This is a genomic window from Pseudomonas sp. REP124 (assembly GCF_020164475.1).
In the GTDB taxonomy this organism is placed as follows: Bacteria; Pseudomonadota; Gammaproteobacteria; order Pseudomonadales; family Pseudomonadaceae; genus Aquipseudomonas.
Genome location: NZ_JAIQWX010000033.1, coordinates 1 through 24,113, shown reverse-complemented (window position 1 = coordinate 24,113; position 24,113 = coordinate 1). Strand labels below are relative to the sequence as shown.

The 24,113-nt window shown below is 61.6% G+C and carries 22 protein-coding genes; 7 read left to right on the top strand and 15 right to left on the bottom strand.

The window, feature by feature from the left end; genetic code table 11:
* Window positions 1-5 precede the first annotated feature (5 nt).
* Complete coding sequence (gene queG / locus K9857_RS10940) at window positions 6-1,070, top strand: tRNA epoxyqueuosine(34) reductase QueG (RefSeq protein WP_224535681.1); 1,065 nt, start codon at window positions 6-8, stop codon at window positions 1,068-1,070.
* Between the two features lie 103 nt (window positions 1,071-1,173).
* Here queG and K9857_RS10935 read toward each other — a convergent pair whose 3' ends face one another.
* Both K9857_RS10935 and orn read right to left on the bottom strand, forming a co-directional pair.
* Window positions 1,174-1,785, bottom strand: coding sequence for a trimeric intracellular cation channel family protein (locus K9857_RS10935; protein ID WP_224535680.1), 612 nt, complete (start codon window positions 1,783-1,785; stop codon window positions 1,174-1,176).
* A 97-nt stretch (window positions 1,786-1,882) separates the two neighbouring features.
* A complete protein-coding gene (gene orn / locus K9857_RS10930) occupies window positions 1,883-2,425 on the bottom strand; it encodes an oligoribonuclease (RefSeq protein ID WP_224535679.1) in 543 nt (180 codons plus the stop codon).
* A gap of 109 nt (window positions 2,426-2,534) precedes the next feature.
* Between orn and rsgA the strand changes: the two genes are divergently transcribed.
* Window positions 2,535-3,566: a small ribosomal subunit biogenesis GTPase RsgA gene (rsgA, locus tag K9857_RS10925; protein ID WP_224535678.1), complete on the top strand. Its 1,032-nt coding sequence runs from the start codon at window positions 2,535-2,537 to the stop codon at window positions 3,564-3,566.
* A 165-nt stretch (window positions 3,567-3,731) separates the two neighbouring features.
* Here the strand turns inward: rsgA and motB are convergent, their stop codons facing one another.
* Together motB and motA are read right to left on the bottom strand one after the other, a co-directional pair.
* Entirely contained in the window at window positions 3,732-4,757 is a 1,026-nt protein-coding gene (motB, locus tag K9857_RS10920; RefSeq protein ID WP_224535677.1) for a flagellar motor protein MotB, read from the bottom strand.
* 3 nt (window positions 4,758-4,760) lie between these two features.
* Window positions 4,761-5,612 (bottom strand): flagellar motor stator protein MotA, encoded by an 852-nt coding sequence (gene motA / locus K9857_RS10915; protein ID WP_224535676.1) that lies wholly within the window; start codon window positions 5,610-5,612, stop codon window positions 4,761-4,763.
* Window positions 5,613-5,778: 166 nt separating this feature from the next.
* Here motA and K9857_RS10910 point away from each other — a divergent pair, with 166 nt between their 5' ends.
* The 3 genes from K9857_RS10910 to asd are packed head-to-tail and all read left to right on the top strand — an operon-like array spanning window position 5,779 to window position 9,055.
* The gene (locus K9857_RS10910; RefSeq protein WP_224535674.1) at window positions 5,779-7,317 is read left to right on the top strand and encodes an HDOD domain-containing protein; all 1,539 of its coding nucleotides are present in this window, start codon (window positions 5,779-5,781) and stop codon (window positions 7,315-7,317) included.
* Window positions 7,318-7,361: 44 nt separating this feature from the next.
* Window positions 7,362-8,177, top strand: coding sequence for a thiosulfate sulfurtransferase (gene rhdA / locus K9857_RS10905; protein WP_224535672.1), 816 nt, complete (start codon window positions 7,362-7,364; stop codon window positions 8,175-8,177).
* Between the two features lie 17 nt (window positions 8,178-8,194).
* A complete protein-coding gene (gene asd, locus K9857_RS10900) occupies window positions 8,195-9,055 on the top strand; it encodes an archaetidylserine decarboxylase (protein WP_224535670.1) in 861 nt (286 codons plus the stop codon).
* A gap of 138 nt (window positions 9,056-9,193) precedes the next feature.
* Here asd and serB read toward each other — a convergent pair whose 3' ends face one another.
* Entirely contained in the window at window positions 9,194-10,408 is a 1,215-nt protein-coding gene (serB, locus tag K9857_RS10895) for a phosphoserine phosphatase SerB (RefSeq protein WP_224535667.1), read from the bottom strand.
* A gap of 134 nt (window positions 10,409-10,542) precedes the next feature.
* Here serB and K9857_RS10890 point away from each other — a divergent pair, with 134 nt between their 5' ends.
* Complete coding sequence (locus K9857_RS10890; RefSeq protein WP_224535665.1) at window positions 10,543-12,024, top strand: AhpA/YtjB family protein; 1,482 nt, start codon at window positions 10,543-10,545, stop codon at window positions 12,022-12,024.
* A gap of 319 nt (window positions 12,025-12,343) precedes the next feature.
* Here K9857_RS10890 and K9857_RS10885 read toward each other — a convergent pair whose 3' ends face one another.
* From K9857_RS10885 to K9857_RS10845, 9 genes are all read right to left on the bottom strand, one after another.
* Window positions 12,344-13,060, bottom strand: a complete 717-nt coding sequence (locus K9857_RS10885) for a membrane integrity-associated transporter subunit PqiC (protein ID WP_224535663.1) — start codon at window positions 13,058-13,060, stop codon at window positions 12,344-12,346.
* Window positions 13,061-13,236: 176 nt separating this feature from the next.
* Window positions 13,237-15,501, bottom strand: coding sequence for a DNA topoisomerase IV subunit A (gene parC, locus K9857_RS10880; RefSeq protein WP_224535661.1), 2,265 nt, complete (start codon window positions 15,499-15,501; stop codon window positions 13,237-13,239).
* Between the two features lie 7 nt (window positions 15,502-15,508).
* Window positions 15,509-16,033 carry a TIGR02281 family clan AA aspartic protease gene (locus tag K9857_RS10875; RefSeq protein WP_224535659.1) on the bottom strand — a complete coding sequence of 175 codons (525 nt, stop codon included), beginning with the start codon at window positions 16,031-16,033 and terminating at the stop codon, window positions 15,509-15,511.
* A complete protein-coding gene (locus tag K9857_RS10870; protein ID WP_224535656.1) occupies window positions 16,030-17,019 on the bottom strand; it encodes an esterase-like activity of phytase family protein in 990 nt (329 codons plus the stop codon). Before K9857_RS10870 ends, K9857_RS10875 begins: the two co-directional genes overlap by 4 nt.
* Window positions 17,019-18,926 carry a DNA topoisomerase IV subunit B gene (parE, locus tag K9857_RS10865; protein ID WP_224535655.1) on the bottom strand — a complete coding sequence of 636 codons (1,908 nt, stop codon included), beginning with the start codon at window positions 18,924-18,926 and terminating at the stop codon, window positions 17,019-17,021. Before parE ends, K9857_RS10870 begins: the two co-directional genes overlap by 1 nt.
* Before the next feature lie 67 nt (window positions 18,927-18,993).
* Window positions 18,994-19,602 (bottom strand): YqiA/YcfP family alpha/beta fold hydrolase, encoded by a 609-nt coding sequence (locus K9857_RS10860; protein ID WP_224535653.1) that lies wholly within the window; start codon window positions 19,600-19,602, stop codon window positions 18,994-18,996.
* 218 nt (window positions 19,603-19,820) lie between these two features.
* Window positions 19,821-20,636 carry a 3',5'-cyclic-AMP phosphodiesterase gene (gene cpdA / locus K9857_RS10855; protein ID WP_224535701.1) on the bottom strand — a complete coding sequence of 272 codons (816 nt, stop codon included), beginning with the start codon at window positions 20,634-20,636 and terminating at the stop codon, window positions 19,821-19,823.
* A gap of 104 nt (window positions 20,637-20,740) precedes the next feature.
* Window positions 20,741-21,193 (bottom strand): DUF1249 domain-containing protein, encoded by a 453-nt coding sequence (locus K9857_RS10850; protein ID WP_175375430.1) that lies wholly within the window; start codon window positions 21,191-21,193, stop codon window positions 20,741-20,743.
* Window positions 21,184-21,801, bottom strand: a complete 618-nt coding sequence (locus K9857_RS10845; RefSeq protein ID WP_224535651.1) for an NUDIX domain-containing protein — start codon at window positions 21,799-21,801, stop codon at window positions 21,184-21,186. The genes K9857_RS10850 and K9857_RS10845 overlap by 10 nt, the downstream gene beginning before the upstream one ends.
* Before the next feature lie 221 nt (window positions 21,802-22,022).
* On the opposite strand from K9857_RS10845, the gene K9857_RS10840 reads away from it, so the two are divergent.
* Window positions 22,023-22,769, top strand: a complete 747-nt coding sequence (locus K9857_RS10840) for an RsiV family protein (RefSeq protein WP_224535648.1) — start codon at window positions 22,023-22,025, stop codon at window positions 22,767-22,769.
* Here the strand turns inward: K9857_RS10840 and cytX are convergent.
* A complete protein-coding gene (cytX, locus tag K9857_RS10835) occupies window positions 22,738-24,030 on the bottom strand; it encodes a putative hydroxymethylpyrimidine transporter CytX (protein WP_224535646.1) in 1,293 nt (430 codons plus the stop codon). The two genes, K9857_RS10840 and cytX, sit on opposite strands and share 32 nt — an antisense overlap.
* Window positions 24,031-24,113: the final 83 nt, after the last annotated feature.

Below are 24,113 nucleotides of genomic sequence, written 5' to 3'. Positions count from 1 at the left end.
GCCTCATGCCCGCTATTACCACAGACCTGCCCGCCCTCGCCCAATCCATCAAGGACTGGGGCCGCGAGCTGGGCTTCCAGCAAGTCGGCATCAGCGGCCTGGACCTGGCCGAACACGAGCAGCACCTGCAACGCTGGCTCGAGGCGGGCTACCACGGCGAAATGGACTACATGGGCGCCCATGGCAGCAAGCGCTCGCACCCCGAAGAACTGGTACCGGGCACATTGCGCGTGGTTTCGCTGCGCATGGACTACCTCTCGGGCGACACCCAAATGGCGCAGCTTCTGGCCCAACCGGAAAAAGCCTACGTCTCGCGTTATGCCTTGGGCCGCGATTACCACAAATTGATCCGTAAACGCGTGCAGCAACTGGCGGAAAAAATCCAGGCACAGATCGGCCCCTTCGGTTTTCGCGCCTTCGTAGACAGCGCTCCGGTGCTGGAAAAAGCCATCGCGGAACAGGCCGGCCTGGGTTGGATCGGCAAGAACACTCTGGTCTTGAATCGAAAGGCGGGAAGTTACTTCTTCCTCGCCGAGTTGTTCGTCGATTTGCCGCTGCCCGTGGACCCGCCCCACGCCACCGAGCACTGCGGTCGATGCAGTGCCTGCCTGGACATCTGCCCGACCAATGCCTTCGTCGGCCCTTATGTGCTGGATGCCCGGCGCTGCATTTCCTACCTGACCATCGAACTCAAGGGCGCGATTCCCGAAGATCTGCGACCGTTGATCGGCAATCGTGTGTTCGGTTGCGATGATTGCCAGATCGTTTGCCCGTGGAACCGCTTCGCCCGGCCGTCCGGGGAAAGCGATTTCAAGCCACGACACAACCTGGACAATGCCGATTTGGCTGAGTTGTTCATGTGGGATGAAGACAAATTTCTCGCCAGCACCGAAGGCTCGCCGCTGCGTCGGACGGGTTATGTGAACTGGCTACGTAATCTGGCGGTTGGGCTGGGCAATGCGCCGTCGACGATTCCGGTGATCGAAGCGCTAAAGGCCCGCCGCGATCATCCCTCCGAAATGGTCCGCGAACACGTCGAATGGGCCCTCAAACAACACGGCCTCCTGTAGGAGCGAGCACGCTCGCGATGAACGACCGGGCACCGCGGGGCGTCAGGCAGCCAGCGTTATCGTTGACGACCATCGCGAGCAGGCTCGCTCCCACAGAGAAATATCAGGCTTCGTCGTTGTAGACGAACTTGGGCATTTCCCAGTGGAAACGGATCGCCAGCAAGCGCAGCAGGAAGCCGCCAAATAGCGTGATCAGAAGCGCCTGTTCGCTCGGCACGTTCAGATAAAGGCAAAGCATGTAGCACCAGGCGGCCGCAAAGGAGACGCTGGCGTAAAGCTCGCGACGAAAGATCAGCGGAATGTCGTTGCAGAAGATATCCCGCAGGATGCCGCCGAACACCCCGGTGATCACCCCGCTGACGGACGCGACCAGCATGCCGTGGCCCATTTCCAGGGCAGTCATGCAGCCAATCAGGGTGAAGGCCACCAGACCGACGGCGTCGAGCACCAGAAACAGTGAGCGCAGGTGACGCATCCAGCGTGCAGCGAACACCGTGAACATCGCTGCGATGCTGGTCAGCACCAGGTATTCCGGGTGTTTGACCCAGGTCAGCGGATAGTGTCCGAGCAGCACATCCCGCACCGAACCGCCACCCAATGCCGTGACGCAGGCGATCAGCACCACGCCGAACCAGTCCATGCCCCGACGGCCTGCGGACAGGGCGCCGGTCATGGCTTCGGCGGTGATGGCGATGAGGTAGAGCATCAACAGCATGGTGGCGATCCTTGCGAAAAAGGCGCGCAGTCTACGCATTTCACCACTGGCTTGTGTAGGCGCTGCCCTTCGACAGCGCCTGCAAAAGAGCGTCCGATCAGAACTTGATGAAGTGCTTGCGGTAATGCTGCAGCTCGGCGATGGATTCGCGGATGTCGTCCAGGGCCAGGTGGGTGCTGCCCTTCTTGAAGCTGTCACGCACGTCCGGCGCCCAGCGTGCCGCCAGTTCCTTGAGCGTCGAGACGTCGAGGTTGCGGTAATGGAAGAAGCTTTCCAGGGATTTCATGTGCGTATAAAGGAAGCGGCGATCCTGGCAGATGCTGTTGCCGCAGATCGGCGACTTGCCCCGTGGCACCCACTTCTCCAGGAACTCGATGGTCTGGGCTTCGGCTTCGGCCATGCTGATGCGGCTTTCGCGCACGCGCTGGGTCAGGCCCGAGTTGCCGTGGGTGCGGGTGTTCCATTCATCCATGGTGGCCAGGACTTCGTCGCTGTGGTGAATGGCGATGACCGGACCTTCGGCCAAGGTGTTCAGGTCACTGTCGGTGACGATGGTGGCCATTTCGATGATGACGTCGGTGTCCGGGTTCAGACCGGTCATTTCCAGGTCGATCCAGATCAGGTTTTGCGAACTTTGCATGTGTCGGCTCCTAGGCAATGCTGCGCAGTTTAGCCTAGGCCGGTGGCCGGGCGTGCTAAACTCGCGGCCGTTTTACCTAATCGCTGCATTCTTTCAATACGGAACACCCATGGCCAAACGCCAACTCAATCGTCGCCAGAACTGGCGCATCGAAAAGATTCAGGGCGAACGCGCTGCCCGCGCCGCCAAACGCGAGTCCTCGGCTGTCCAGGCACTCGAGGGCGGTGATCTGGGCCCGGAACAGCACGGACTGGTGATCGCGCACTTCGGTGTGCAGGTCGAAGTCGAAGCCCGTGATGGCGAGCACGCGGGCCAGGTGTTCCGTTGCCACCTGCGCGCCAACCTGCCGGCGCTGGTGACCGGCGACCAGGTGGTCTGGCGCGCCGGCAACCAGGGCATCGGCGTGATCGTCGCGCAACTGCCGCGCCACACCGAACTGTGCCGTCCGGACAGCCGCGGCCAGCTCAAGCCGGTGGCGGCCAACGTCGACATGATCGTGATCGTGTTCGCGCCGCTGCCCGAGCCCCACGCCAACCTGATCGACCGCTATCTTGTCGCCGCCGAACACGCGGGCATCAAGCCGCTGCTGTTGCTGAACAAGTACGACTTGATCGATGAGAACAACGCTCCGGCCTTGAATGCCTTGCTGGGTGTCTACCGCACCCTGGGTTATCCGGTGCTGGAAGTATCGGCGCACCACGGCAACGGCATGGAGCAACTGCAACAGAAGCTGGACGGGCGCATCAGCGTGTTCGTCGGCCAGTCCGGCGTCGGCAAGTCGTCGCTGGTCAACAGCCTGCTGCCGGACGTCGAAACCCGCGTCGGGCCGTTGTCCGAGCTGTCCGGACAGGGCACCCACACCACCACGACCGCGCGGTTGTTCCACTTCCCCGGCGGCGGTGAGCTGATCGACTCCCCGGGCATCCGGGAATTCGGTCTGGGTCATGTCAGTCGCGCCGATGTCGAGGCCGGTTTCATCGAGTTCAACGACCTGCTCGGCACCTGCCGCTTCCGCGACTGCAAGCACGACCGCGAACCCGGTTGCGCCCTGCTCAAGGCCCTGGAAGACGGTCGCGTGCAGCAACAGCGGATGAACAGCTATCGCTCGATCATCGCCAGCTTGCCGGAGAACGGTTACTGAGCCTTGGTTGCAGAAACGAAAAAGCCGCGATGATCTCGCGGCTTTTTTGTGGCTGATGTTTTTGTGTTGATTCGACTATTGCCATCGCGAGCAGGCTCGCTCCCACATTTGGAATACATTCCCCTGTGGGAGCTTGCTCGCGATGGCGTCAGAACCATCACCGCATCACTGCTTCGGCGCCTCACCCTGCTTCGGCGGCGGGTTGTCGAACAGGTTCAACCGCTCGCGCAGCTCATGGGCCGGCAACGGCTCCTTGTCCGCAGGCAACGCGTTCGGATCAGCTGGCGGCGTGGCCGGTGCCGCGCCCGGCGCTGCTGGTGGAGTCTCCGGAGCCGGTTCCGCGCCTTGCGAACCTTCGATGGCCCGCTGGGCCTTCTTGGTCAGCACGATGATGTCGATACGACGGTTGACCGGATTGAACGGATGCTCGCGATCAAACAGCGCCGACGATGCATAACCCACGACCCGCGCCACTTGCTGGTCCGGATAGCTGCCCGCCACCAGCGCACGGCGAGCGGCGTTGGCACGGTTGGCCGACAGCTCCCAGTTGCCGAAATCACCAGTGCCAATATACGGCTTGGCATCGGTGTGACCGCTGATGCTGATCTTGTTCGGCACGGCCTTGATGGTGTCAGCCATGGCCAGCAGGATGTCCTCGAAATACGGCTTCAGACGCGCAGAGCCCGAGTCGAACATCGGCCGGTTCTCGGCGTCCACGATCTGGATGCGCAAACCGTCCGGGGTGATCTCGAACATGATCTGGTCTTTGAACTTCTGCAGCTGCGGATTCTCTTCGACCTTGTTCTGCAATTCCTGCAGCAACAGTTCGAGGCGCTCCTTCTCCACCATCTCGGCCATGCCTTCGACCTGTTCGGCGTCGACCGTGACCTTGTCCGGCTGCGGCTGGGACTTCACCTCGGGGTTAAGGGTGTTTTCCGGCGCCAGGGTCGGCGTACCGCCCAGATCGATGATGTAGGGCGTACCGCTTTCGGAGAAGCCGATCGGGTCTTTGAAGTAACCGGCGATGGCGATCTTCTGCTCCGGCGTTGCGGTGGACAGCAGCCACAACACCAGGAAGAACGCCATCATCGCCGTGGCGAAGTCGGCGAAGGCGATTTTCCAGGCGCCCCCGTGATGCCCGCCGGCGATGCGCTTGACGCGCTTGACGATAATCGGCTGGTTATTTTCCATGACTTAGCGACCGCGAACCGCTTGTTCCAGCTCCGCGAAGCTAGGACGGTGCGCCGGGTACAGAACCTTGCGCCCGAACTCCACGGCCAGCGACGGCGGCATGCCGGAAGCCGAGGCTACCAGCGAAGCCTTGATGGCTTCGTAGACGTTCAGTTCTTCCTTGGCGTCGTGGGCCAGGGAGTGGGCCAGCGGACCGAAGAAGCCGTAAGCGGCGAGAATACCGAAGAAGGTACCTACCAGCGCCGCACCTACGTGCAGGCCGATGGATGCCTGGTCGCCCTCGCCCAGGGAGGCCATGGTCACCACGATACCCAATACTGCCGCGACGATACCGAAGCCGGGCATACCGTCAGCGATACCGTTCACTGCGTGAGACGGGTGCTCCAGATCTTCCTTGAGGCTGTAGAGCTCCATGTCGAACAGGCCTTCGAGCTCATGGGGCGCCATGTTGCCGGAGGACATGATGCGCAGGTAATCGCAGACGAAGGCAGTCATGCGCTCGTCTTTCAGGACCGAAGGGTACTTGGCGAAGATCGGGCTCGCGGCGGCGTCTTCGATATCGCCCTCGATGGCCATCATGCCTTCGCGACGACTCTTGTTGAGGATCTCGTAGATCAGGCCCAGCACTTCAAGATAGAAGGCGTGACTGAAACGCGAACCGAACATGCTCAGGGACTTCTTGAGCACGTGCATGGTCATATAACCAGGGTTGGCCTGCAGGAACGCGCCGAGGGCCGCACCACCGATGATCATGACCTCGAAGGGCTGGATCAGGGCGGCGATTTTACCGTGGGAGAGCACGTATCCGCCGAGCACGCTCGCGAATACGACGATGATGCCGATTATTTTAGCCATAGGTTGGGGAGCACTTACTGAGTCGGGTTCAAGGTCATATTCGGAAGTTAATAAATCTCTTCTTCTACTTATCGGCAAAACTGCGCCAGACTAAAGGCAGTTCAGGCGAAAAGCCAATTTGACCCACTCCGGGCCCCGGGAATGCTGACGATGATCGCCTCCAGACATGGCTAACGAAACCAACGCTGCGACTCAAAAACCGACAACCCTCGAAGGCTGGGTCAAGCTTCTGGATGGCGTGCGACTACCGATTCCCCAGGCAAGTCACGACCGTGTCTGCCGGGCGATCCGCGACAGTCGCAGCTCGTTGCGCAACATTGCCGAACTGATGCAGGACAGTCCTGCCCTGGCACTGAGCATTTTTCGCGAAGCCAACCGGCACAATCACGGCAGCTTGAGCGAGCCTGCGGAAAACCTCGAAGTCGCGATCAGTCGCCTTGGCCTCAAGCGCACCGAGGAGCTGCTCGAACGCCTGCCCGCCATCCCCCAGCACGAAATCCCCAAGGCCCTGCGCCAACTGCAGATGATCAGCCAGCACGCCACGCAACAGGCCAACGGCTTTTTCGCCAGTCGCCTGGCGCGGCTATGGCAGGACATACACTGGGGCAGCCTGCTGTTTCTTTCGCCATTGTGGCCACTGGCGCTGACCCATCCACAGTTGCTCGAAGAGTGGGAGCTGCGGGTCATCCATAAGGGCGAGTCGGCACGCAAAGTCGAAAAGCAGTTGTTTGGCGTGCGTCTGCTGAAAATCGGCCTGGCGATGGTGGACCTCTGGCGCCTGCCGATCTGGGTCCAGCAGGGTTACAAGCTGCTGCTGAGCGAGCAGCGGGAACTGGTGAAAGTGCTGCGCATCGCCCGCGACAGCGAGCACCCGCTGCGCCAGCAGAACCGTCTCGACGACGACCCGACCCTGCGCACCTGGCTCAATCAGCCGGCCAACACGGTGCTGCTGGCCAACGGTCTGGCGCTCTCGGCGCAACAGGCCTGGGACAGCCCGCACAGCCAGCGTTGGCAGTACCTGACCAGCCTTTATCTGCAAATTTCGATGGACGAGGTGCAACAGCAGTTGCACCAACAGGCGGCCAACAGTGCGCGTCACCACGCCATGCCCGATCTGTGGCACCCCGCCGTTGCGCTGCTCTGGCCGTGGGGCACGAACCGTGTGCATGCCGGCCTGCTGCCGGCCCCGGCGCCTACCGCCGAAGACCTGGCCAAGTGGCGCAGCCAATGCGCCGAACTGCTGGTCGAGCCGAGCCGCTTCACCAACGCCATGCACCTGACCACGTCGGCCCGCGATGCCTTGATTGCCTGCGGCATGCGCCGGGTGATGATCCTGATGGCCGACCGCACCCACGCCAATCTGCGAGTACACCAGACGGCCGGGCTGCCAAAAGAAGCTGCCGGCCTGAATTTCGTGGTCAGCCAGAGCAACGTGCTGCAACGTTTGCTGGCGCAACAGGCGCAGGTGCGGATCACACCGGACAACAACGCGCAATTTTCCGCGCGCCTGCCCAACAGCCTGCGGGCGCAGTTCGGCGGTGAACATTTGCTGATTCGATCACTGGTCAACAATGGCCGGGTGATCATGATCGTCGTTGCCGATCAGGGTGGCGGACCGTTTTCCGAGATCACCGTACAAGCCTTTGGCAAAACCGCGCAGTGCATCGAGAAAGCGCTGCACAGCTTTAGTCAGCGCGGCAAATAAGCCTGCGTTACAATCCCCGTTTTTTTGTGCTCTGGAGACCTCACATGTCTGACTTCTCTGGCTTGCCGCTGGTCATCGAGCCGAGCGACTTGCTCCCTCGCCTCGAGGCCCGCGAGCTGATTCTGGTCGACCTGACCAGCAGCGCCCGCTACACCGAAGGGCACATTCCTGGCGCGCGTTTTGTCGACCCGAAACGCACCCAGCTCGGCCAGGCGCCTGCGCCGGGGCTGATGCCGCCGCAAGCGGCGCTCGAAGCGCTGTTCGGCGAATTGGGCCACAATCCCGACGCAGTCTACGTGGTGTATGACGACGAAGGCGGCGGCTGGGCCGGGCGTTTCATCTGGCTGCTGGATGTGATCGGTCACCACAAATACCACTACATCGACGGTGGCCTGCCGGCCTGGCTGGCCGAAGGCTTGCCGATGTCGATCCAGGTCCCGACGCCGGTTGGCGGCCCGGTGCCGTTGACCCTGCACAACGAACCCACCGCCACCCGCGAATACCTGCAAAGCCGTCTCGGCGCCGCCGACCTGGCGATCTGGGATGCGCGCGGGCCGCTGGAGTTCTCCGGCGAGAAAGTCCTGGCTGCCAAGGGCGGACACATCCCGGGCGCGGTCAACTTCGAATGGACCGCCGGCATGGATCAGGCGCGCAACCTGCGCATCCGTACCGACATGCCGCAGATCCTGGAACAACTGGGGATCAGCAAAGACAAAGAAGTCATCACCCACTGCCAGACCCATCATCGTTCTGGCTTCACCTATCTGGTGGCCAAGTCCCTCGGTTATCCGCGGGTCAAGGGCTACGCCGGCTCCTGGGGCGAATGGGGCAATCATCCCGACACCCCTGTAGAGATTTAAGGTCTTAAGGACAATCAATGAACAAGCGTCTGTTTATCATCAGCCAGTACCTGCTGCCCCACCACTTGCTCTCGCGACTGGCCGGCTGCATCGCCGAGTGCCGCGTGCGCTGGTTCAAGAATGCCTTCACCGCCTGGTTCGCCAAGCGCTATCAGGTGGACATGTCCCAGGCACTGGTCGAAGACCTGACCGCCTATGAGCATTTCAACGCCTTCTTCACCCGCGCCCTGAAAGATGGCGCGCGTCCACTGGACGAAACCCCGGGCGCGATCCTCAGCCCGGCCGATGGTGCCGTCAGCCAATTGGGCCCGATCGAACACGGTCGCGTATTCCAGGCCAAGGGCCACAGCTTCAGCGTGCTGGAGTTGCTCGGTGGCGATGCTGCCAACGCCGCGCCGTTCATGGGTGGTGATTTTGCGACTATCTACCTGTCGCCGAAGGACTACCACCGCGTACACATGCCGCTGGCCGGTACTTTGCGTGAGATGGTCTACATCCCGGGGCGGATTTTCTCGGTGAACCAGACCACGGCCGAAAACGTTCCGGAACTGTTCGCCCGCAACGAGCGTGTGGCGTGTATTTTCGACACCGAGCGCGGGCCGATGGCCGTGGTGCTGGTGGGTGCGATGATCGTCGCATCGATCGAAACCGTGTGGGCTGGCCTGGTCACTCCACCGAAGCGCGAACTGAAAACCTTCCGCTACGACGAAGCCGCCCGCGCGCCGATCCACCTGCAAAAAGGTGCGGAGCTGGGTCGTTTCAAATTGGGTTCGACCGCTGTCGTGCTGTTCGGGCCGGATCAGGTGAAATGGGCTGAAGAACTGGCGGCGGGATCGCCGGTGCAGATGGGTCAGGGCCTGGGCGCGCCAAAGGCCTGAGCCTGACGCAAAACCCAATGTGGGAGCGGGCTTGCTCGCGAAAGCGGTGTATCAGTCGACATTGAGTTGTCTGACACTCCGTATTCGCGAGCAAGCCCGCTCCCACAGTTGTTTTGCGGCGTTAGATGTTGTGCGGTGTTATAGCTGCCCGTCGCGATCGCGGAAGCCCAGCAGGTAAAGCACACCATCCAGCCCCAGGGTCGAGATCGCCTGCTTGGCCGACTGTTTAACCAACGGCTTGGCGCGGAATGCGACGCCCAGTCCGGCAATCGCCAGCATCGGCAAATCGTTGGCGCCGTCGCCGACCGCAATGGTCTGCTCCAGACGCAAACCTTCCTTGACCGCCAGTTCCTTCAATAGATCAGCCTTGCGCTGCGCATCGACAATCGGCTCGACTGCGACACCGGTCACCTTGCCGTCCACCACTTCCAGCTCGTTGGCGAACACGTAATCGATGCCCAGCTTGGCCTGCAACTGCTTGGCGAAATAGGTGAAGCCGCCTGACAGAATGGCCGTCTTGTAGCCCAGACGCTTGAGTTCGGCGAACAGGGTTTCGGCGCCTTCGGTCAGACGCAGCGAAGCGCCGATCGAGTCCAGCACGCCGACATCCAGACCCTTGAGCAAAGCCAGACGCTCCTTGAAGCTGGCACGGAAATCCAGTTCACCGGCCATGGCCCGCTCGGTAATTTCCGAGACTTTGTCGCCCACGCCGGCGGCCTTGGCCAGTTCGTCGATGACTTCGGCTTCGATCAGGGTCGAGTCCATGTCGAACACCGCCAGACGGCGATTGCGACGGAACAGCGAATCTTCCTGGAAAGCGATATCGACGTTCAGTTCTTGGGCCACGCTGAGGAATTCGGCGCGCAGTGCCTGCGGATCGGCCGCTTCGCCACGCACGGAAAACTCGATGCAGCCCTTGCCTTGGTCGGCCGGAGTATCGAGCGGCATGCGCCCGGACAGGCGATCGATGTGATCAATGTTCAGGCCGTACTTGGCGGTGATCGAGCTTACGGCCTGCAATTGGCCGGCGGTCACCTTGCGGGTCAGCAGCGTCACGATGTGGCGCTTTTTGCCCTGGTTGCCGACCCACTGCTGGTAATCCTGCTCGGAGACCGGCGTGAAACGCACCTGTTGATCCAGCTCGTAGCCTTTGAACAGGATGTCCTTGAGGACCGACTTGCCTTGTTCGGTGTCGGGAATTTCAACCAGGATGCCGAACGACAGGGTGTCGTGGATCACCGCCTGACCGATGTCGAGAATGTTCACACCACCCTGGGCCAGAACGCCGGTAATGGCCGCAGTCAGACCCGGACGATCGGATCCGGTGATGTTTATCAGGACGATTTCGCGCAAGGCGCACCCCCGCAAGTGGAAAAAAACCGCATTCTACCCACTTTCAGTGACCATCGGGCACCGTGAGCGCTTTGACGGTCTAGGGCCTCTCGCTATACTGCGCGTCAACTTCACGGACTAAGAGCCGAGCTCAAGTGAACCGGCCCACGCCAGTAAAAACCGATAACTTCTTTCTGCTGATCTTCCGGGCACTGCGCCACCGCCGTGTACCGATTGCATTGCGCATCGCCAGCCATAACGTGATCCTGGTCGCCCTGGCCCTGGTGATCTATGCCGGTGTGATGGGTTTGCAGTTCAAGCAGGCCATGCACGAGCAGGCGGATGCGCTGGGTGAAAGCCTGACCACGCAGACCGCGACCTCCGCTACCGAGCTGCTGGTGTCCAACGACATCCTCAGCCTCAATGTGCTGCTCAATAACCTGACCAAGAACAAGCTGGTAGCCCACGCCGCCATCTACAGCATGGATAACCGCATCCTTGCCGAAGCCGGTCAGCGTCCCAAGCACGGCCTGTTGGGTGAAGCCGAAGGCATCTATCAGAGCAAGATCACCTTCCAGGACGTGACCGCCGGCCAGTTGCGCATCAGCCTGGACATGGACCAGTTCCAGCAGCCGATGACCATCAGCCTGCAGAGCATGGGCATTCTGAGCGCGATCCTGCTGGCACTGTCGCTGGCCTTGAGCCTGCGCCTGGGCCGCCACATCACCACGCCTCTGTTGCAGTTGCGGGTGTGGTTGCGCCGTATCGACGAAAACACCCCTGGCATTGACCGTCAGGACGAGATCGGCGATCTGGCGCGCCAACTGCACGCCGACTTCGCACCGGAACCTGCCGAACCCGAGTCTGAACCGGAGCCCGAGTTCGACGACAATGATTACGACGATGCGCAACCGGGTTTCGACGAAGGCCGTCCGTTGACCGCAGTCAAAGCTGCGCCACGGCGCGCTGTCAGCACCGTCGATGATGATGACGATGATGCGTTCGCCGATCTGCTCGATGAATCAGAGGACAGCCCGGTAAAAACGCCGGTCAAATCCAATCTGCCTCAACACAGCGCCGTGCTGGCCGTGCAGCTGGGTTCTCAGGAGCAGCTGCGCCGCCTGCCTCGCACTCGCCTGGAAGAATTGCTCAAACGCTACCGCGACTGCCTTGATCAAGCGGCGTCGCTCTATCAGAGCGAGCTGCACACCCTGAACGATGGCAGCACGCTGATGCTGTTCCATACCGAGGACAGCGGCGACGACTACCTGACCAACGCCATCTGCTGTGGCGAGTTGCTGAGGGCATTGGGTCACCAGTTGCAGATCGAAGTCGCCGACAGCGGCATCACCCTGCAATTGCAGTTGGGCCTGACTCTGGGTGACGAGTTGTTCGGTCTGAGCCAGATCGACCTGCTGCTGACCGACCCGGCCCAGGACGCCCTGGCCCTGTCGCAGCACAGCCGTAACCTGCTGCTGGTTGAGCGCAAGATCAGCGACGATGCGTTGATTCGCCAACGCGCCCGCATCCGACCGATCGCCAGCCCTGAGGGGGCTTGCTGTGTGGAGCGGTTGATGGAGCCTTATCCGTCGATGCTCGAGCGGCAGTTGGCGCGGATGCATGAGCGCCGGGCTTAACCGCCAGCCTTGATGTAGAAAAGCCCGCAGATGAGTGATCGTCTGCGGGCTTTTTTGTTGCCTGGTGTGGAGCTATCGCGAGCAGGCTCGCTCCCACAGGATTCGCGCATCTGGGAATTCTTTGCTGGCTGTGCGGGCCCATTCGCGGGCAAGCCCGCTCCCACAGGGATCGCGGCGTATACAGAACCGGGGTACACCATCGTCCACTGTGGGAGCGGGCTTGCCCGCGAAGAGGCCGGAACAGCCAGCGAAAATCTCAACCCTGCAGAAACAACAAAGCCCACACAAGGCGGGCTTTGGCGATGAATCAACGACGACCTTAGAAGCGGAACACTTCCATATCGGTGCGAATCGGCGCAGCCATCGGGATCTTCGGCTGCTTTTCGGCCTCAGCGGCAGGCGCCACAGGCTTGGCGGGTGCCTTGCGCGGTGCGGCTTCGGCTACCGGTGGCTGGTTGGCCAGCGGCTTGAGCGCCACGGACAGCTGCTCGGCGAGTTTCTGCAACAACGCACCCTGCGCATGAACCTGGGCGGCCGTGGTACCGGCGTGTTGTTCCTGAAGGTGAATGATGCGGTTGTCACGCACCTGACCACGACGGTCGATCAAACGCCACTGGGCATCGAGGATCGCCGGTTGCTTCTGGCCCGAGTCCAGGCGAGTGATGGTCAGCAAAACCTGAACATCCGGGGTGAAACCTGCGGTAGCCGGCGCCAGCACGACGCGCTGGCTGTCCAGGCGACCGGACACCTGACGCAACAGCAACTGATCTATGTCAGAAGACAGGCTGCCAGCCCAGCGACCATCGGTCGAAGCCTGCAGGCTGCCGTCAGGCTGGCGCTGCAACAGGGTTTCGCGTTGCAGATAGTCGGCAACGGTCACCGGCCCCAGCAAAACTGCCATGCCCGCGCTTTGCGCAGGCTGAACCGGACTTCCTGTGTCCAGTTGGTACAGCGACACCGGCTGGTGCACGCTGCAACCCGCCAGGCCTAGAAGCCCGGCGAGCATGAGAATAAAAGGAAGGCGCAGAGCAGTCATCGTCCCATCCAGGTGATCGCCATAAGGTCGATCACAGTGAAAATACTCAATAAATATGAAGAACGCTCGGCCACGCCGGCGCTTGAAAGGGCATATCATCCGTGAATATGCGCTCCGACTCCAGCGCCAAAGCGCCGAACTACGCGTTAAATCGTAGATCCGGCGCTCTAGGACGCTTAATTGAGGTTTTCGACGAGCAGCGCATCCACTCGCTGGAAGCCACGTGGCAATTTGTTGCCACGACGCCCACGTTCACCTTTGTAGTGTTCGAGGTCGTCCGCTTTCAGCGACAAGGTACGTTTTCCGGCCTGCAGCACCAAGGTTGCGCCTTCCGGTATGACGGCGATGTCCGTGACAAACTCTTCGCGACTGGCCACTCGCTCACCGGAAATCCCGATGATCTTGTTGCCTTTGCCCTTACCTAATTGTGGCAGATCACTGATCTTGAAGATCAGCAGGCGACCTTCGGTGGTCACCGACGCCAGCCAGTTCTGCTCGCGATCGGCCACCGGGCGCGGCGCGATCACTTTGGCGTTGTTCGGCAGGCTCAACAGCGCCTTGCCCGCCTTGTTCTTGGCCTGCAGATCTTCACCCTTGACCACGAAACCGTAGCCGGCGTCGGAGGCGATGACGTACAGCGCATCGTCTTCGGGCATCAGCACGCATTCAAAGCTCGCGCCAGGCGGTGGCGTCAGACGACCGGTCAGCGGTTCGCCCTGGCCACGGGCCGATGGCAAGGTGTGCGCCGCCACCGAATAGCTGCGACCGGTGGAGTCGATAAACACCGCGAACTGGTTGGAGCGCCCCGCTGCCGAGGTCTTGAAGCCATCGCCGGCCTTGTAGGAAAGCCCGGTGGCGTCGATTTCATGACCCTTGGCCGAACGTACCCAGCCTTTTTCCGACAGCACGACGGTGATTTTCTCGTTCGGCAGCAGCTCGGTTTCGGTCAGGGCCTTGGCTTCGGCGCGCTCGACGATTGGCGACCGACGGTCGTCGCCGTAGGTTTCGGCGTCCTTGATCAGCTCGCTGCGCACCAGCTTCTTCAGCTTGGCTTCGCTGCTCAGCAGGGCTTGCAGCTTGGCTTGTTCCTTGAGCAGTTCGTCCTGCTCGGAACGCAGTTTCATTTCTTCCAGTCGCGCCAACTGACGCAAGCGGGTGTCGAGGATGTAGTCAGCCTGGATTTCGCTCAGGGCGAAGCGCTCGATCAGCTTGGCCCGCGGATGCTCCTCGGTACGGATGATGTGGATCACTTCATCCAGATTGAGATAGGCAATCAGCAAACCGTCCAACAGGTGCAGACGACGCTCGACCTTGTCGAGGCGGAATTGCAGGCGGCGACGCACGGTCTGCACGCGGAATTCCAGCCACTCCACCAGCAAGTTGCGCAGGTTCTTCAACTGCGGCTTGCCGTCCAGGCCGATGATGTTGACGTTGACCCGGTAGCTGGATTCCAGCTCGGTGGTGGCGAACAGGTGCTGCATCAGCGCTTCATGATCGACGCGGCTGTTGACCGGGATGATCACGATGCGGCACGGGTTCTCGTGGTCCGACTCGTCACGTAGGTCCGCCACTTGCGGCGCCTTGGACGGCTTGGCCTGCATCATCGCGGCGATCTGCTCCAGGACCTTGGCCCCGGAGACCTGATGCGGCAGCGCGGTGACGACGATATCGCCGTCTTCGATGTGATAAACGGCGCGCATGCGCACCGAACCACGACCGGTTTCATAGATTTTCAGGAGTTCAGCGCGCGGCGTGATGATTTCCGCTTCGGTCGGGTAATCCGGGCCCTGGATGTGTTCGCAGAGCTGTTCGACCGTGGCCTTGGGCTCATCGAGCAAGCGCACGCAGGCGCTGGCGACTTCGCGCAGGTTGTGCGGCGGAACGTCGGTGGCCATGCCCACGGCGATGCCGGTGGTGCCGTTGAGCAGGATGTTCGGCAAACGTGCCGGCAATACCAGGGGTTCGTCGAGGGTACCGTCGAAGTTCGGGCCCCAGTCCGCAGTGCCCTGCCCCAGTTCGCTGAGCAGCACTTCGGAATAGCGCGACAGCCGTGCCTCGGTGTAACGCATGGCGGCGAAGGACTTGGGATCGTCCGGTGCACCCCAGTTACCCTGGCCGTCCACCAGCGTGTAGCGATAGCTGAACGGCTGGGCCATCAGCACCATGGCTTCGTAGCAGGCCGAGTCGCCGTGGGGGTGGAACTTGCCGAGCACGTCACCGACGGTACGCGCCGATTTCTTGTGTTTGGAGTCGGCATCCAGACCCAACTCGCTCATGGCATAGACGATGCGCCGTTGTACGGGCTTCAGGCCGTCGCCGATATGCGGCAGGGCACGGTCCATGATCACGTACATGGAGTAGTTGAGGTAGGCATTTTCGGTGAAGTCAGCCAGCGATCGGCGTTCTACGCCATCTAAGCTGTCTGCAAGAATGTCGCTCATGCGGGCCTCATCGGTTCGTTGTCTGGCGCAGCAGCATGGTGCCACCGCGCTGGGTAAATTCAAGTTTGTTCAGGGCGCTCATGCCGAGCAGCACCTGGTCGCCATGCAGGCCGGGCGCCACCAGTGCGCGGACGTCCCGCAGCACGATGTCGCCCAGTTGCAGGCGGTCGATACGGGTGCGATAGCCCTGGCTCAGGCCGTTGGCCGTGCTCAGGGTCACACCGAAACCTTGTTCCAGCTTCAGGCGCTCGGCCAATTGCGCCGGGATCGCCACGTCAGTCGCCCCGGTGTCGAGCATGAAGTCCACCGGCTGGCCGTTGATATGGCCACTGGCGACGAAATGCCCCTGGGCGTTACTGACCAGTTTCACCTCGATGAAACCATCGCCCTGTTCCGAGCTGACCACCACATTCGGGTTCTGCTGGCGCTCTTCCCACTGGCCAAAAAATCGCGTCGCCAGAAACAGCGCGGCACACCACGCCAGCACCAGCATCACCCGACCGGCACGCTGCCCCGGGGTTTGCCGGCTCACGGCTTGGCGCTCCAGCCGCCCTCGGGCGCGGCGAAACGCCAGACAATCGGACGGTTCTCGCCATCGGCGCGGGCATCATTATTGTTATCGATGCCGATCCAGGCGCCCTGCTCATCGATGACCAAGGCTTCCGCCAGCCCGAAGGACTGTGGATAACGACGATTTTCCTTCAATGCATCCTCGGCAAACGACCAGCAGCGCTCGACCTTGGCCGTCACCGCGTCACGACGGCAGATCTCGTACGCATTGCGTTCGAGGGTAAACAGCTTGCCGTTGTACAGCGACAGGTCGGCGAAATCCCGGGGCATCGGCTTGGCGCCCGGAAACTGCGAAGGCTGCATCTCCTTTCCGGCTTCGCTCAGCAGTACGCAGCCACCATCGCAATCCCAGACCGTCTGCTTGCGCTTGATCAGCAACAATCCGCGGCTCTCGCGCTCGGCGGCCAACCACAGCTGGTCACCCTCAGGATTGATTGCCAGACCTTCAAACACTGCATTGAAGTTCAACAACAGGCCCCTGGCCCGCGCTTCACGAACCATCAGCGGCGAAATCTTCAGCCAGGAACTCGGCCCCGTTGGGGGAATCTGCAGCACGGCGGCGTGGGCCTCGCTGACGACGTAACGATTGCCGGCGCTGTCGCAGGTAATGCCTTCGAAATCCAGATCGCCGCCGCGCACGAAGGATGCGACCCAGGCGCGAGCGCGCAGCCCCCAGGGCAAACCGCTATCGGGTACCGGCGGAACATCGATGCCCACGGTTTCAGCGTGCCAGACACCGTCGCCGGTGGGCAGGCGATAGATCTGATCGTCGTCGCGGTCGGAAACCGCCCACAGCTCCTTGCCGCACTGAGCCAGGCCCGACAGGTTGCCGCCGCGCATGCCTTCGACGGCATGCTCGGACAACAGACGCAGTTGGGGTGCCGGTTCGGCAGAGACCGTGATCGAGGTCAGCAGCAACGCACACGCCAGGGCAAAGCCCTGACGCATCAGCTCAGCACCTCGGCTAGATTGCCCTTGGACTCAAGCCAGCTTTTGCGGTCACTGGCGCGCTTTTTCGCCAGCAGCATGTCCATCATCTCCGAGGTCGCAGCGAAGTCTTCGCCCAAGGTCAGTTGCACCAGACGTCGAGTGTTCGGATCCATGGTGGTTTCACGCAGCTGTGGCGGGTTCATTTCACCCAGACCCTTGAATCGGGTGACCTGTGGCTTGCCGCGTTTCTTCTCGGCAACCAGACGATCGAGGATGCCATCGCGCTCGGCTTCGTCCAGGGCGTAGTAGATTTCCTTGCCCAGGTCGATGCGGTACAGCGGCGGCATGGCGACGTAGACGTGACCGGCTTCGACCAGCGCACGGAAGTGCTGGACGAACAGGGCACACAGAAGAGTTGCGATGTGCAGGCCGTCGGAGTCGGCGTCGGCGAGGATGCAGATCTTGCCGTAGCGCAGTTGGCTCATGTCCGCTGCACCCGGATCGACACCGATCGCCACGGCGATGTTGTGCACTTCCTGGCTGGCCAGCACTTCGCTGCCGTCAACTTCCCAGGTGTTGAGGATCTTGCCGCGCAACGGCAGGATCGCCTGGAACTCTTTATCCCGCGCCTGCTTGGCCGAACCGCCGGCGGAGTCACCTTCCACCAGGAACAGCTCGGAACGCATCGGGTCCTGCCCGGCGCAGTCGGCGAGCTTGCCCGGCAGCGCCGGCCCTTGGGTGATGCGCTTGCGCTCGACTTTCTTGCTCGCCTTCAGGCGACGGCCGGCGTTGTTGATCGCCAGCTCCGCCAGTGCCAGACCGGTTTCCGGATGGGCGTTGAGCCACAGGCTGAACGCATCCTTGACCACACCGGAAACAAACGCCGCCGCTTCACGGGACGACAGACGCTCCTTGGTCTGGCCGGAGAATTGCGGCTCCTGCATCTTCATCGACAGCACGAAGGCGATACGCTCCCACACGTCTTCCGGCGCCAGCTTGACGCCACGCGGCAGCAGGTTGCGGAACTCGCAAAACTCGCGCATCGCGTCGAGCAGGCCCTGGCGCAGGCCGTTGACGTGAGTACCGCCTTGGGCGGTCGGGATCAGGTTGACGTAGCTTTCCTGCACCGCATCGCCACCTTCCGGCAACCACAGCAGCGCCCAGTCCACCGCTTCCTTGTTACCGGCCAGGCTGCCGCAGAACGGTTCGTTCGGCAGGCGTTCGAATTCGCTGACCGCGTCTACCAGATAGGAACGCAGACCGTCTTCGTAATGCCATTCGACTTTCTCGCCGGTAGCCTTGTCTTCAAAGCTGACCAGCAGCCCCGGGCACAGTACAGCCTTGGCCTTGAGTACGTGCTTGAGGCGGCTGATGGAGAATTTCGGCGAATCGAAGTATTTCGGGTCCGGGGAGAAAAACACGCTGGTCCCGGTGTTGCGTTTGCCGACGCTGCCGACGATTTCCAGCTCGGTGGCCTTGAAGCCATCGGCGAAGGTCATCTGATATTCGTTGCCGTCGCGTTTGACCCGCACCCGCACTTCGGTCGACAGGGCGTTGACCACGGAAATACCCACCCCGTGCAGACCGCCGGAGAACTGGTAGTTCTTGTTGGAGAATTTGCCGCCCGCGTGGAGCTTGGTGAGGATCAGTTCGACGCCCGACACGCCTTCTTCGGGGTGAATGTCCACCGGCATGCCGCGACCGTCGTCACTGACTTCCAGCGAGTGATCGGCGTGCAGGATGACCTGCACCGATTTGGCGTGCCCGGCCAGCGCTTCGTCGACGCTGTTGTCGATGACTTCCTGGGCGAGGTGGTTCGGTCGGCTGGTGTCGGTGTACATGCCGGGGCGCTTGCGCACCGGGTCGAGGCCCGAGAGGACTTCGATGGCGTCGGCGTTATAGGAGCTAGCGCTGGGAGTGGCCATGGGGTCTCGTCGTCCTTCAGTGAAAAGCTGTTCAGTGAAAAAAATTCAGTGCCAAAAGTGGCAGGGGTCACAGTGCCGCGAAATCGATCGCCTGATACTGATCCGCGCCAATGCCGGCAAAACTCAGCATTGCCGGAAGGCGTTCGGCAAAACCCTGGAAACCATGGTCGCCACCGGCCTGGATGCGCAAGGCGCAGGCCCGGTAATACTGCTGGGCGAGGCGATAGTCCAACGTTTCGTCCCCGGTCTGCAACCACACCTGATAACGATGGGGATCCTGCGGCGCCGGCACTTCCAGCTCGGCCAGGGCCGTCACGTGGTCGTGGGTCAGTTCCCAGGCCTCATCGGTATACAGGTTTTTCTGCGTTCCCAGAAATCCGTCGAACATCCGGTGCGGACTGACAGCAGGGTTGATCAACAGGGCTTTCAAGCCATGACGCTCGGCCAGATGAGTCGCATAGTAGCCGCCGAGCGAGCTGCCGACCAGCAGCGGCCGACCGAGCTCGGCAATCGCCTGCTCCAGCTGGCCAATGGCCTGGCGCGGGTGGTGATGCAAGGCTGGCACCCGCAGATGATCGCTCAGGCCCAGGCGCTCCATCACTTCGCTCAACACCGTGGCCTTTTTCGAGGCGGGCGCGCTGTTGAAACCGTGGATGTAGAGGATCGAGCCGGACATGGGGACTCCCTGTGCGTCGGGTAAAGATGGCGGAGTTTACAGGGTGTCGGGCAAATCGGGATATTCGTGGGAATTATGTCGCCTGGACGGACGCCATCGCGGGCAAGCCCGCTCCCACAAGGATCTTCAGTGAACACAAATAGTGTAAACGACGAAAAACCTGTGGGAGCGGGCTTGCCCGCGATGGCCGCGCCGATATTTTGGATATGACGACTGAATCAGTAGCCGTTGGAGCCGTAATCCACGGTGAATTCGAAACCGGTCACCCGCTCCACCCCCGTTTCCAGCTGCCCGTCCGGCAACAGGCGCAGCCAGCGATAGCCCGGCGCCTGTTCGCCCACCTTGAAATCCTCGCTGCCCGGCTCGAACTGAATGCAGGTCGAGGGCGATGCGATCAGGCGCACGTCGTTGCGAAACTGATCGATCTCCTGATGCACATGGCCCCAGAGCACGGCGCGCACCTGTGGAAAACGATCCAGCACGGCAAACAATGCATCGGGATTGCGCAGGCCGATCGGTTCCATCCAGGCACAACCGATGGATACCGGATGGTGATGGAAGCACACCAGATGATGACGCTGCGGCGCCTCGCTCAACGAACGCGCCAGCAATTGCAGTTGGTCGTCCTGCAAATACCCCGGCACCGAGCCCGGCACGGCTGAATCGAGCAACGTGACGCGCCAGTTGCCGATGTCCACCACCGACTCCAGCAAGGCACTGCCCACCACGGCTTCGGCCATGATTTGCGGTTCGTCGTGATTGCCGGGAATCCAGCGCGCCGGCGCATCCAGCTGCCGGGTCGCGTCGCGAAACTGCTGGTAGGACTCCAGCGTGCCGTCCTGGGAAAGATCGCCGGTGGCCAGAATCAGGTCGATCCGCGGCTGCTGCATGCGCACCAGTTCGATGACTTTCTGCAGGCTGTCACGGGTATTCATGCCCAACAGCGCACCGTCTGCCTCGGCAAACAGGTGGCTGTCGGAGAGTTGCACCAGCAACGCCTGATCGGCGGTGGTCAATGTGGATACGCTCGGCAAGGCGTTCTCCCAGGGCGTGATCACGGGATGGGGTCAGTGGCGCAATTATGCTGGGGGATGAGGGAAAAGGGGAATCGGCGAACCTGACGCAGTTCACAAGAACGTTAACGCACGACTTCGTACTCATGCCCCAGCGCCAGGCAATGGCTCAGCCATTCGCCCAGGAACATGTTCAGCTGGGCCTTTTCGTCAGGCTGATGCATGAAGGCGTTCGGGTAAGGATAGATGCCGCGAAAGCGTCGGGCATGTTCGGCGCTGACCACTTCGGCCATGCAGGCGTCGTGATAGACCTGCACTTCCAGTTGCGGCACCGGCAGCCAGGGCAGGCTGTGTTCCTGGCGCACTTGCAGGGTGGTGGTGTACGGACAGACCTGCAGCACTTCCAGCGCCAGCACCCCGAGCATCTGGTCGCCATGGGTCACGGCGATGCGCCGCGCCGCAGGCTCGGTGCGCATGTCCGGCAGCAGTCGCATCAGGCGCGCGTAGTTCGCCTCGCAGGATGCTTGCAACCCCGCCAGATCAACCCGATAGCGCTCGCGCAGCTTGTTTACGACCATAGCCCCCTCACTTCAACGCGGTTCAAAGCCAGCCATTGCAAGGCAATGATCGTGGCCGCGTTGGCAATACGTCCGTCGCGCACGGCTTGCAGGGCATCTTCGAACGCCCAGACCGAGACACGAATATCTTCTGCTTCTTCCTCCAGCCCATGCAGGCCGCCGACCCCGGTTGTCTGGCAACGCCCCAGGTACAGGTGTACGAATTCATCACTGCCGCCAGGGGATGGGAAATATTTGGTTATCGGCCACAGCGCCCCGAATACCACCCCAGCTTCCTCCTGCCCTTCGCGGTGAGCAACTTCTTCCGGTTGTTCATCCTTGTCGATCAGACCAGCGACCATTTCGAGCAGCCACGGATTGTCGGTCTTGCCCAGAGCGCCGACGCGAAACTGCTCGATCAGTACAACTTCATCGCGCTGCGGATCGTAAGGCAGCACACACACCGCATCGTGGCGCACGAACAATTCACGGCTGATTTCACGACTCATGCCTCCGGCGAACAATTCGTGTCGCAAGTGCACTCGATCGAGCTTGTAAAAGCCCTCGAAGCACTTTTCGCGCCGAACGATATCGACGGCGGTCGGAATGGCGTTGGCAAAATCAGTCATGTCGATCCTCGATGCTACAAATCCAATACGAGGTCTTTTTGTACAACCTCGACTTCGCGCCATCCTAACGCGCCCGCGCCGTTTGATGCAGCCCCTTTCCCGTCAGCGGGATAGACGGTGAGGACGAAACCCACTCTAATTAGCTTAGTGGCGAACTGACTGCGCTGTTGAGAGTCGAAGCGGGTAACTTTTTGCCTTTCCCTGTTTTATGAAGGACACCCATGTCGCTTTTTAAAATTGCCTCCGCGGCCGCTATCGCCCTGACCCTGGGCGCCTGCCAGAGCCTGTTTCAGCCCAACTATCGCGTGCCGCTGGAGACCACCCGCGACGCCACCGAACAGTTGAAACCAGGCTGTTCGGACCAGGATTGCCCGCTGGTGAACATCGACACCGTGCACTTTCCCGCCGAGCCTGCGCTGGACAGCATCGTCGAAAAGCGCCTGCTGCAAATGACCCGCACCTCGCCAGACGCCCCGGCCGCGCCGACGCTGGCGGCATATCGCGAGCAGTTTTTGCGCAACGCAGGTCCCAAATACAGCAGTTATCTGCAGGCGAAAGTACGCGAGCAGCATGACGGTCTGGTGATTGTCGAGTTGTCCAGCTACCTGGACACCGGCGGTGCCCATGGCACGCCGGGCCGCGGCTTCATCAACTATTCGCGCCAGGAGCACAAGGTGCTGACGCTGTCGGACATGCTGGTGCCGGGGCAGGAAGAAGCGTTCTGGAAAGCGGCGCAAGTTGCGCACAACAGCTGGTTGATCAGCACCAAGCTCGATCAGGAACCGGAGTTCGTCAAGAGCTGGCCGTTCCAGAAAACCCAGAACGTGGCGCTGACCTATGGCGGGGTGATCCTCAAGTACGAAACCAGCAGCATCGCGCCTTACGCGCTGGGCCATGTCGAACTGAAGATCCCCTACCCTCGCCTCAATGGCATCCTCAAGCCCGAGCTGTTTCCTGGCCGTAGCTGAAGGCACGACCCAGCACCAGCTGCAGCAGCCCTGCCAGGATCAATGCCGGCAGGGTTGCACCAACGTCCGGATACAGGTTGGCCAGCAGATGATAAGTGCTGATCCCGCCCAGCCAGGCCAGCAGCGCCGGCCAGCGCAATGCGGCTGACGCCACCTGGCCGCTGCGCTTGCGCAGGATGAAGTGATCCACCAGCACCACGCCGAACAGCGGCGCGAACACCGAACCGATCAGCAGCAGGAAGTTCTGGTACTGCGCCAGCGGCGCCAGCAAGGCGATCAGGGTGCAGACCACGCCGATAGCCAGCGCCAGGTGTTCGACTTTCATACGCAACAGAATCCCGCTGGACACCGCCGCCGAGTGAATGTCGGCAAAGGCGTTTTCCGACTCATCGAGCAGAATCAGCAGCAGCGGAATCCCCAGACCCGCACCGGCCAGCGCCAGCAGCAAGGCATTGACTTCACCGCTCGGCGCGAACGCCAGGGTGTAGGCCACGCCCAGGCTCATCAGCCAGAAGTTACCTATGAAGAAGCCTATGGCGGTGCCACCGAAGACGTTTTTCGCGCGCTTGCCGAAACGCGAGTAGTCGGCAATCAGCGGCAGCCACGACAGCGGCATGGCGATGGCAATGTCGAAACCCACGGCAAACGGCATCGAACCGTCACCGGCCTGGGCCCACAACGCGGCCAGGTCAGCCTTGGCGAACAGGTTCCAGGTCAGCCAGATGCACGCGGCCAGCAGCAACCAGATGCCCCACTTGCGCAGGATCTGCCGCACGAAAGTCAGCGGACCGCTGACAGCCAGCAGGGTTGCCAGACCGCCGAAGAACAGGGTCCAGAGCATCGGGTTCGACAACAGGCTGCCTTCGCTGAAGGCACGAGCGCCCAAGAGGCTGGCGGCGTCGCGCATGACGATGATTTCGAACGAGCCCCAACCGATCAGTTGCAGCAGGTTCAGCACCGCCGGCACGCTGGCGCCGTGCTTGCCGAGACTGAGCTTGAGCGCCGCCATCGACGACAGGCCGGTGTCGCTGCCGATCACGCCGACCGAAGCCAGCAACAGAACGCCGACCAGAGTGCCGAGGAAAATCGCCAGCAACGAACCGGACAGACCCAGACCGGGCGCGAGCAAGGCGCCGGTCTGCAGGACCATCAGGCCGATGCCCAGGGAGAACCACAGGGAAAACAGATCGCGGCCGCCGAAGACACGTTTGTCGGTCGGCACTGCGATGTCTGGAGAGTAAGTGCTGGGTTGAATGCTCAAGGGTGTTATCTCAGAGGGACATTTGTTGTTTTGTCACCAAATTCCTTGTGGCGAGGGGGCTTGCCCCCGTTGGGCTGCGAAGC

Bases quoted from the DNA above. Each gene is read 5' to 3' on its own strand.
- queG (WP_224535681.1), top strand. From the start codon at position 6: ATGCCCGCTATTACCACAGACCTGCCCGCCCTCGCCCAATCCATCAAG.
- K9857_RS10935 (WP_224535680.1), bottom strand. From the start codon at position 1,785: ATGCTGTTGATGCTCTACCTCATCGCCATCACCGCCGAAGCCATGACC.
- orn (WP_224535679.1), bottom strand. From the start codon at position 2,425: ATGCAAAGTTCGCAAAACCTGATCTGGATCGACCTGGAAATGACCGGT.
- rsgA (WP_224535678.1), top strand. From the start codon at position 2,535: ATGGCCAAACGCCAACTCAATCGTCGCCAGAACTGGCGCATCGAAAAG.
- motB (WP_224535677.1), bottom strand. From the start codon at position 4,757: ATGGAAAATAACCAGCCGATTATCGTCAAGCGCGTCAAGCGCATCGCC.
- motA (WP_224535676.1), bottom strand. From the start codon at position 5,612: ATGGCTAAAATAATCGGCATCATCGTCGTATTCGCGAGCGTGCTCGGC.
- K9857_RS10910 (WP_224535674.1), top strand. From the start codon at position 5,779: ATGGCTAACGAAACCAACGCTGCGACTCAAAAACCGACAACCCTCGAA.
- rhdA (WP_224535672.1), top strand. From the start codon at position 7,362: ATGTCTGACTTCTCTGGCTTGCCGCTGGTCATCGAGCCGAGCGACTTG.
- asd (WP_224535670.1), top strand. From the start codon at position 8,195: ATGAACAAGCGTCTGTTTATCATCAGCCAGTACCTGCTGCCCCACCAC.
- K9857_RS10885 (WP_224535663.1), bottom strand. From the start codon at position 13,060: ATGACTGCTCTGCGCCTTCCTTTTATTCTCATGCTCGCCGGGCTTCTA.
- parC (WP_224535661.1), bottom strand. From the start codon at position 15,501: ATGAGCGACATTCTTGCAGACAGCTTAGATGGCGTAGAACGCCGATCG.
- K9857_RS10870 (WP_224535656.1), bottom strand. From the start codon at position 17,019: ATGCGTCAGGGCTTTGCCCTGGCGTGTGCGTTGCTGCTGACCTCGATC.
- parE (WP_224535655.1), bottom strand. From the start codon at position 18,926: ATGGCCACTCCCAGCGCTAGCTCCTATAACGCCGACGCCATCGAAGTC.
- K9857_RS10860 (WP_224535653.1), bottom strand. From the start codon at position 19,602: ATGTCCGGCTCGATCCTCTACATCCACGGTTTCAACAGCGCGCCCGCC.
- K9857_RS10850 (WP_175375430.1), bottom strand. From the start codon at position 21,193: ATGGTCGTAAACAAGCTGCGCGAGCGCTATCGGGTTGATCTGGCGGGG.
- K9857_RS10845 (WP_224535651.1), bottom strand. From the start codon at position 21,801: ATGACTGATTTTGCCAACGCCATTCCGACCGCCGTCGATATCGTTCGG.
- K9857_RS10840 (WP_224535648.1), top strand. From the start codon at position 22,023: ATGTCGCTTTTTAAAATTGCCTCCGCGGCCGCTATCGCCCTGACCCTG.